Source organism: Streptomyces sp. MB09-02B (assembly GCF_033794485.1).
Taxonomy (GTDB): domain Bacteria; phylum Actinomycetota; class Actinomycetes; order Streptomycetales; family Streptomycetaceae; genus Streptomyces.
On the sequence record NZ_JARGEE010000437.1, the window covers coordinates 1 to 7,018 of the forward strand.

The window sequence follows — 7,018 nt, forward strand, 5'->3', positions numbered from 1 at the left end:
CACCGATGCTTCTCCGCCACCCCCGCCGCCCAGGCGATCCCGGCCCCCTCCTGGAACCAGGCCCTCTTGTCCTTGTGCCGCCAACTCTCCAGCCACCACAGCCCGAGCCCGATACGCAGCACGGCCACCCATTCGGCACCGCTGAGCCAGATCGTCTCCATGGACATCGCCCTTCCGCACCCACGCGGGAATCTGACGGTACGTCAGTTCAGCGGATGGGGGAGGGATACGCAAGAGACGCGGACCGGCGGACCGGCGGACAGGCCCCGGTCCGCGTCCACGAAGTCCCGTCCGTCCCGTGCCTCAGGGCACGTACCCGATCGGCATGGCCCGTCCGTACAACTCGTCGAGACCGACGAGCAGTACGCCGCCCCGCTCCGCCGCGGCGCGCAGCGCGTCACTGAATCCCGCGGCACTGAAGAACGCCAGCCCGCAGCGGGTCGTGTCGAACCCCCGGCCCGTCAGCAGTTCGCGGGCCCGGCTCAGCCGCTCCAGATGGCCGACACCCAGCACGGTGCCCCACTTCGCTTCTCCCAGCAGCGCGACCGAGGGCCTCCGCCCCCCGGAACCCGGCTCGACGACCGCTACATCCACCTGCAACTGCCGGCGTTGCGCCGAGTCGGTCACGATGCCGCTGCCGACCTCACCGAGCGACGCACTCAGCAACGACCGTCCCGGCCCGATCACATACTCACGGCAGACGGCCTCGAAATGCGGTCCGGCCACCTGCGCCGCGAACCGCTCGGCCGCCTGCCCCCACACCTCCGCGGCCTGACCACTCTCCAGCCGGGCCCAGGCGGGACGCATGACCGCCTCGTAGAAGTTGATCAGCGGTTCGGCGATGCGGTACTGCGACTTGCCCGCCCGGAAGACGTCGGCCTCCCGGACCAGCAGGTGACTGTCCTCAAGGACGTTGAGCGGGTGCGAGATGTCGACGGACTTCCGGCCGATGTAACCGGCGATCCCGCCGCGCGTCGTGTTGCCCTGCGCCACGGCCGCCAGGACCGAGTGGTCCAGGGCCGTGTCCCGGATGTCGGCCTCCTCTGCCAGCAGGTGACGCGCTTCCCGGAAGAGCGGACTGAACGGTGACAGGACCGTACGGCGGATCCAGTCGTCGAACGCCCGCAGGTTCTCGGGGACGTCGTCCGCCAGGAACTGGCGGCGGTACGCGGGCGTACCGCCGACGACGGCGTGCAGTCGGACCGCGAGGGCGGGCTCATCGGCGACGCCCCAGAACTCCGCGGCGGCCCGGTAGCCGAAGGGCCGTACGACGAGTTCGAGCTGGGCCCGGCCCCGCAGGGGGGCCGTGCTCGCCAGCAGCCCGCCCATCACCGACGAATTATTAGGAGTGCACTCCTAATAAGTGGAGCCACTCGGCGGCCGACCTGACTCCAGGACCAGCTCTCGCAGGTTCGCCACCGGCTGGGTCCTGGCCACGGCGATGATCCGGTCCCGTGGGCCTCGGTCCGGTCTCCCGACGCCGGGCGCGAGCCGGATACTCCGCCACCTCCCCTCCACATACCAGGAGACCTACGCCACAGACCCCACCCACCCCTCCTACACCCGTGATCAATCCGCAACCAATTCCGGGCTTGACCGAGACCCAACAAGTGAAGGCGTGAATACGCTCAGGCACATGGCCGACTCCAGTGCACCCGCGGGACCCGCGACCCCTGCCTCCTCCGACCGCCCCGTCTACGTGATCGGCGGCGGACCCGGTGGACTGGCCGTCGCGCACGCGTTGCGGGCCCGGGGCGTGCGGGCGGTCGTGCTGGAGAAGTCGGACAAGGTCGGGGCGTCCTGGCGGCGGCACTACGACCGGCTGCACCTGCACACGACCCGGCGGCTGTCGGCGCTGCCGGGCCTGCCCATGCCGCGCCGCTTCGGCCGGTGGACCTCGCGGGACGACGTGGTGCGGTACCTGGAGAAGTACGCCGAGGTGCACCAACTGGAGATCGTCACGGGCGTCGAGGTCTCCCGCGTCGAGCGCGGCGCGGACGGCACCGGCTGGCTCCTGCACGCCACCGGCGGCCGCGAACTGACCGGTGGCGCGGTCGTCGTCGCCACCGGCTACAACCACACGCCCCACATTCCCGACTGGCCCGGCCGGGACTCGTACCAGGGCGAGCTGCTGCACGCCGCCGAGTACCGCAACCCGAAGCCCTTCGCCGGCCGTGACGTCCTGGTCGTCGGCATCGGCAACACCGGCGCCGAGATCGCCGTCGACCTCGCAGAGGGCGGGGCGGCGCGCGTACGGCTCGCGGTGCGGACGGCCCCGCACATCGTGCGCCGGTCGACCGCCGGGTGGGCGGCCCAGTACACGGGTGTCCTCGTCCGTCGGCTGCCGGTCGCCCTCGTGGACCGGCTCGCCAAGCCGATGGCGAAGCTCAGCGTGCCGGACCTGTCGGCGCACGGCCTGGCCCGCCCCGACACCGGCCTCTACTCCCGTGTGCACGAGGGCGCCGTCCCCGTGCAGGACGTCGGCCTCATCGACGCCGTACGCAAGGGGAAGGTCGAGATCGTCGGCCCGGTCGAGGGGTTCGAGGACGGCAAGGTCGCCCTCGGCGACGGCACCCGCGTCGAGACCGACGCCGTGATCGCCGCCACCGGCTACCGGCGCGCCCTGGAAGGACTCGTCGGCCACCTCGACGTGCTCGACGAGCGCGGGAAGCCCGTCGTGCACGGCGCCCGCACCCCCGCGAACGCCCCCGGCCTGTACTTCACCGGCTTCACCAACCCCATCAGCGGCATGCTCCGCGAACTCGCCCTCGACGCCGAGAAGATCGCCAAGGCGGTCGTGAAGGCCGGCGGGGTCGCCACCCGCGACGCGATCACCGTACGCATCCGCACGACACCCTGACGGACCGGGCCGCCCGCCCGCACAGCACGCCGCCCGACCGGGCCGCCCGCATCGCACGCCGCCCGACCGGGTCGTCGCTCATGGACGAACCCGGCCACAGGTCTGACCACCGCCCCGCGTGGGTACAACCTCCTTACTGCCGCGTAACTTTGCTCGCACACCCATTCCTGACAGAGCGTCAGTTCAGTAGTCTGAAATCTGACGTGTCGTCAGATACGTGAACGTCACCACGTCACCACGTCACTGAATTGGCTGTCACACAGGAGCGGGCGGACCGATGCTTGGATCAACCCACGGCACCCTCACCACCGACTCCCGCCGGGCCCGGGCCATCGCGTGCGGCGAGCACCCCGCACAGGTCGTCCACGGCAGGCCCGCCGAGGCCGGAGACCTCGACGTCAGCGGACGCCCGCTGTACGCCGACGTCCCCGATCTGGACCGTTTGTTCCGCCCGGAGTCCGTGGCCGTCGTCGGCGCCTCGGACACGGAGGGCCGGCCGAACACCGGGATCACCCGACAGCTGCTCGCCTGGTCCGAGCGCGTCGGCGCCCGACTCCACCCCGTGCACCCCACTCGCGCGTCGGTCTTCGGCATCCCCTGCGCCCCTTCCGTCGCCGCCCTGCCCGAACAGGTCGATCTCGCCGTACTGCTCCTCTCCGACCCCCTCCCCGTGATCGGCGAACTGGCCGAGGCCAAGGTGAAGTTCGCCGTCGCCTTCGCCTCCGGTTTCGCCGAGACCGGCGCGGAGGGTGCCGCCGCCCAGGAGCGGCTCGCCGCCGCCGTCGCCCGGGCCGACGGTCTGCGGCTGCTCGGCCCCAACACCAACCTCAACGCCTTCGAGCACTTCCGCGACGACCTCGACGGCCCGGCGATCGCGCTGATCACCCAGTCCGGCCACCAGGGCCGCCCCGTCTTCTCCCTCCAGGAACTCGGCATCCGCCTCTCCCACTGGGCCCCCACCGGCAACGAGGCCGACCTGGAGACCGCCGACTTCATCTCCTACTTCGCCGAACGCCCCGAAGTGGGCGCCATCGCCGCGTACGTCGAGGGCCTCAAGGACGGCCGCGCCTTCCTCCTCGCCGCCGACCGGGCCGCCCGGCGCGGTGTCCCCGTCGTCGCCGTCAAGGTCGGCCGCACCGAGACCGGCGCCCGCACCGCCGCCTCCCACACCGGCAAACTCACCGGCGCGGACGCGGTCGTCGACGCGGCGATGCGGCAGTACGGAGTGATCCGCGTCGACGGGCTCGACGAACTCCAGGACACGGCAACCCTGTTGGCCCGGGCCCGGCGACCGCGCCTCCCGGGGCCGGCCTCGCCAGGATCAACCGCGCCGAGGTCGGACCTGCCGAGGCCCGAAGGCGTCGTCGTCTATTCGATCTCGGGCGGCACGGGCGCGCACTTCGCCGACCTGGCCACCGAGGCCGGCCTGCCCCTCCCCACGCTGTCCGAGGCCAAGCAGGCCGAGCTGCACCAGTGGATCCCCGACTATCTGAGCGTCGCCAACCCCGTCGACAACGGCGGCCACCCCGTGGGCGACTGGCGCGGCCCCCGCATCCTCGACGCGATCCTCGACGACCCTGAGGTGGGCGTGCTGATCTGCCCCATCACCGGCCCCTTCCCTCCCATGAGCGACAAGCTCGCCCAGGACCTGGTGGCGGCGGCGGAGCGAACGGACAAGCTGGTGTGCGTGGTGTGGGGGTCGCCGGTGGGCACCGAGGCCGCATACCGCGAGACGCTGCTCGGGTCGTCCCGGGTGGCGACCTTCCGTACCTTCGCCAACTGCATCACGGCCGTCCGCGCCCACCTCGACCACTCCCGCTTCACCGCCGCCTACCGCTCTCCCTTCGACGAGGCACCCCGCTCCCCCTCGCCCTCCTTCCGCAAGGCACAGGCACTGATGCGGCCGGGGCAGCAGTTGAGCGAGCACGCGGCCAAGCAGTTGCTGCGGGCGTACGGCATTCGCGTGCCGCGCGAGCAGTTGGTGACCAGCGCGGCGGCGGCCGTACGCGCGGCGAGCCTGGTCGGCTACCCGGTGGTGATGAAGGCGTCCGGCGCGAGCATCGCCCACAAGACGGAGCTCGGCCTGGTGAAGATCGGTCTGACCTCCGCGAGCCAGATCCGCGACGCCTATCGCGAACTCACCGACATCGCCCACTACGAGGACGTCTCCCTCGACGGGGTGCTGGTGTGCCAGATGGTGGAGCGGGGCGTGGAGGTGGTCGTGGGTGTCACCCACGACGACCTCTTCGGGCCCACGGTCACGGTGGGACTCGGCGGCGTCCTCGTGGAGGTGCTCCGCGACTCCGCCGTACGCGTGCCGCCCTTCGGTGAGGACCAGGCCCACGCCATGCTCGCCGAACTGCGCGGGCGGGCCCTGCTGGACGGGGTGCGCGGGGCTCCCCCGTCCGACGTGGACGCCCTCGTGGAGGTCGTGCTCCGTGTGCAGCGCATGGCGCTCGAACTCGGGGACCAGATAGCGGAGCTGGACATCAACCCCCTGATGGTGCTGCCGAGGGGGCAGGGGGCGGTGGCCCTGGACGCGCTGGCGGTGTGCCGCTGAGCGCCGACGCGCGAGGACGGCACCCCACACACGCAGGACCACCATCACTCCTCGTAAGAATCGGAGCACCCACATGTCCGCTTCCCCCCTTGAACATCCCGAAAAATCCCGTGACTCATTGATACTGCACGCCACTGACAACGCCGTCTCGTGGATCACTCTCAACCGCCCCGAGGCGATGAACGCCATCACCCCTGACCAGCGAGAACGCCTCATCCAACTCCTCTCCGAGGCCTCCGCCGACCCCGCCGTGCGCGCGGTGGTGATCACGGCCACGGGCCGCGGCTTCTGCGCGGGCGCGGATCTGCGAAGCACGGCGACGGACGGCGGGGAGCGGGTGCCCGGTGACGTGGCGCGCGTCATCCGGCTCGGCGCCCAGCGCCTCATCGCGGCCGTACTCGACTGCGAGAAACCGGTGATCGCGGCGGTGAACGGCACCGCGGCCGGTATCGGCGCGCACCTGGCCCTCGCCTGCGACCTGGTCCTGGCGGCCGAAGAGGCCCGTTTCATCGAGGTGTTCGTCCGGCGCGGCCTGGTCCCCGACGGCGGCGGCGCGTATCTGCTCCCCCGTCTCATCGGCCCGCACCGGGCGAAGGAGCTGATGTTCTTCGGCGACGCACTGTCCGCCGCCGACGCGGAGCGCCTCGGCCTCGCCAACCGTGTCGTCCCCGCACAGGACCTGGAGAAGACGGCACGCGCGTGGGCGGAACGTCTGGCCGCCGGTCCGACCCGCGCCCTGGCTTCGGCCAAACACTTGGTCAACACCTCCCTCGACACCGACCGCGCCACCGCCTTCGCCGCCGAGGCCGCCGCCCAGGAGATCAACATGGCGACGGCCGACGCCCGGGAGGGCGTGGCGAGCTTCGTGGAACGACGGACACCGCGTTACGAGGGCCGCTGACGACCGAGTTGCGGCTCGGCAGGCACGGGTACGGCAGGTACGGCAGGCACGGCACGAGCCTTCACTTCTGACGGACCGTCAGCTCTAATGACTCACGTGATGGGACACGCGGGAATGGCGGCCGCCGCCGTCCGCTATCTGAGAGCGGCTCCGGCGGACAGGGGCCGTGGAACGACGAGCGCGCCACCGGTCGTCGACGCCCTGCCCCGCCCCGACCTGCGCTGCGTCGGCGAGCACGAGCGGGCGCCGGTCGACCAGGCCGAGTTCCGCCGCGTCCTGGGGAACTTCGCGACGGGCGTCACAGTGATCACGGCCCCGGGAGGGCCGGGAGGGCCGGGAGGCCCGACGGCCGACGACTCCGACGCACACGAGCGCGCCACCACGCACGCCGGTGAGCGCACCACCACGCACGCCGATGAGCGCACCACCGCGCACGCCGGTGAGGCCGCCGAAGGAGACCCCGACGACCGTCCTGCCGACCGCCCCGCCGGCTTCGCCTGCCAGTCCTTCTCCGCGCTCTCCCTGGACCCGCCCCTCGTGGTCTTCATGGTCGGCCGTACGTCGACGACCTGGCCCCGGATCGCCCGCGCGGGCGTGTTCTGCGTGAACGTACTCGGCGCGGACCAGGGCGAGTTGTGTCGGCGCTTCGCGGTGAGCGGCGCGGACAAGTTCGCCGGCCTGGCCCACACCCCGGCCC

5 protein-coding genes and 1 pseudogene are annotated in these 7,018 nt (G+C 71.8%); 4 read left to right on the top strand and 2 right to left on the bottom strand.

Annotation, left to right across the window (positions count from 1 at the left end):
* Positions 1-161 (bottom strand): annotated as a pseudogene (locus tag P1P70_RS37140) (DoxX family protein); the annotation flags it as partial.
* 142 nt (positions 162-303) lie between these two features.
* Entirely contained in the window at positions 304-1,332 is a 1,029-nt protein-coding gene (locus P1P70_RS37145) for an ATP-binding protein (RefSeq protein ID WP_319245626.1), read from the bottom strand.
* A gap of 304 nt (positions 1,333-1,636) precedes the next feature.
* Between P1P70_RS37145 and P1P70_RS37150 the strand changes: the two genes are divergently transcribed.
* From P1P70_RS37150 to P1P70_RS37165, 4 genes are all read left to right on the top strand, one after another.
* Positions 1,637-2,860 (top strand): NAD(P)/FAD-dependent oxidoreductase, encoded by a 1,224-nt coding sequence (locus tag P1P70_RS37150; protein WP_319245628.1) that lies wholly within the window; start codon positions 1,637-1,639, stop codon positions 2,858-2,860.
* 277 nt (positions 2,861-3,137) lie between these two features.
* Positions 3,138-5,420, top strand: coding sequence for an acetate--CoA ligase family protein (locus P1P70_RS37155; protein ID WP_319245630.1), 2,283 nt, complete (start codon positions 3,138-3,140; stop codon positions 5,418-5,420).
* 73 nt (positions 5,421-5,493) lie between these two features.
* Positions 5,494-6,321, top strand: coding sequence for an enoyl-CoA hydratase/isomerase family protein (locus tag P1P70_RS37160; RefSeq protein WP_319245631.1), 828 nt, complete (start codon positions 5,494-5,496; stop codon positions 6,319-6,321).
* A gap of 87 nt (positions 6,322-6,408) precedes the next feature.
* Positions 6,409-7,018 (top strand): flavin reductase family protein (locus P1P70_RS37165; protein ID WP_319245633.1); only part of this gene is annotated, 610 nt, incomplete at its 3' end.

What these genes read in the sequence shown, in the direction of transcription:
- P1P70_RS37150 (WP_319245628.1), top strand. Translation starts at nt 1,637, where the DNA reads ATGGCCGACTCCAGTGCACCCGCGGGACCCGCGACCCCTGCCTCCTCC.
- P1P70_RS37155 (WP_319245630.1), top strand. Translation starts at nt 3,138, where the DNA reads ATGCTTGGATCAACCCACGGCACCCTCACCACCGACTCCCGCCGGGCC.
- P1P70_RS37160 (WP_319245631.1), top strand. Translation starts at nt 5,494, where the DNA reads ATGTCCGCTTCCCCCCTTGAACATCCCGAAAAATCCCGTGACTCATTG.